The sequence below is a fragment of the Streptomyces sp. GC420 genome, assembly GCF_009916105.1.
Taxonomy (GTDB): Bacteria; Actinomycetota; Actinomycetes; order Streptomycetales; family Streptomycetaceae; genus Streptomyces.
Map to the genome: position 1 here is coordinate 1 of NZ_JAAAXQ010000813.1, position 681 is coordinate 681.

General features: G+C 74.6%; 1 pseudogene. It reads left to right on the forward strand.

What is annotated here, in order from left to right:
- Positions 1 to 681 (forward strand): annotated as a pseudogene (locus tag GUY61_RS38765) (ATP-dependent helicase); the annotation flags it as partial.

A 681-nucleotide genomic window follows, 5' to 3' on the forward strand; every position in this document is an offset into this window, starting at 1 on the left:
CCACCCAGCTGCCGCCACCGCTTCAACCAGTCACCCGCGATGTCGTCCTCGCCAGCGCCGGCGGCATCATGCCCCGCCGCGCCACCGTCACCGGCCTCGCCGTCCCGGTCGGCCTCGCCCTGCCCGCACTGCTCACCCCGCGAGCAGGCGAACACCCCTCCGTCACCGGATGGCGACCCGGCCTCCGCCTGGCCGTGGCGTGCGTGGCCCAGCAGCGCGTCTACCCCGCCCTGACCACCGACGGCCAGGGCTACTGGCGCATCGGTCCGATCACCGAGCCGCTGCGCACCGCCGTCACCGAGGCCGCCGCCCGGATGGCCCCCGAAGGACACTGCCTCCTCGCCGGCCACAGCCCCCTGCGCGTCCCGGCGCCCGAGAACGCCCTCTGGCCCCTGCTCGACGCCGTCGCCGACGCGATGGTCCGAACCCCTGGTACCGCTTCCCTCCTGGGACCCGGCCCGTTCACCAGCACCCCGGCCCCCGACACCGAGCCCAGCGCAGAGCTGTGGGCCTGGGCCGACGCGATCGAGGACGCCGCCGACCCCTGCCCCGCTCCCCGCCTCACGCTGCGCATCAAGGAACCCGAGAACACCGAGCACGCCCCCACCGCCCAAGCCGTCCTGCACCTGACCGCCGACGACCAGGACGAACCCGTGCCGGCGAGCAGCTGTCTCTTATACA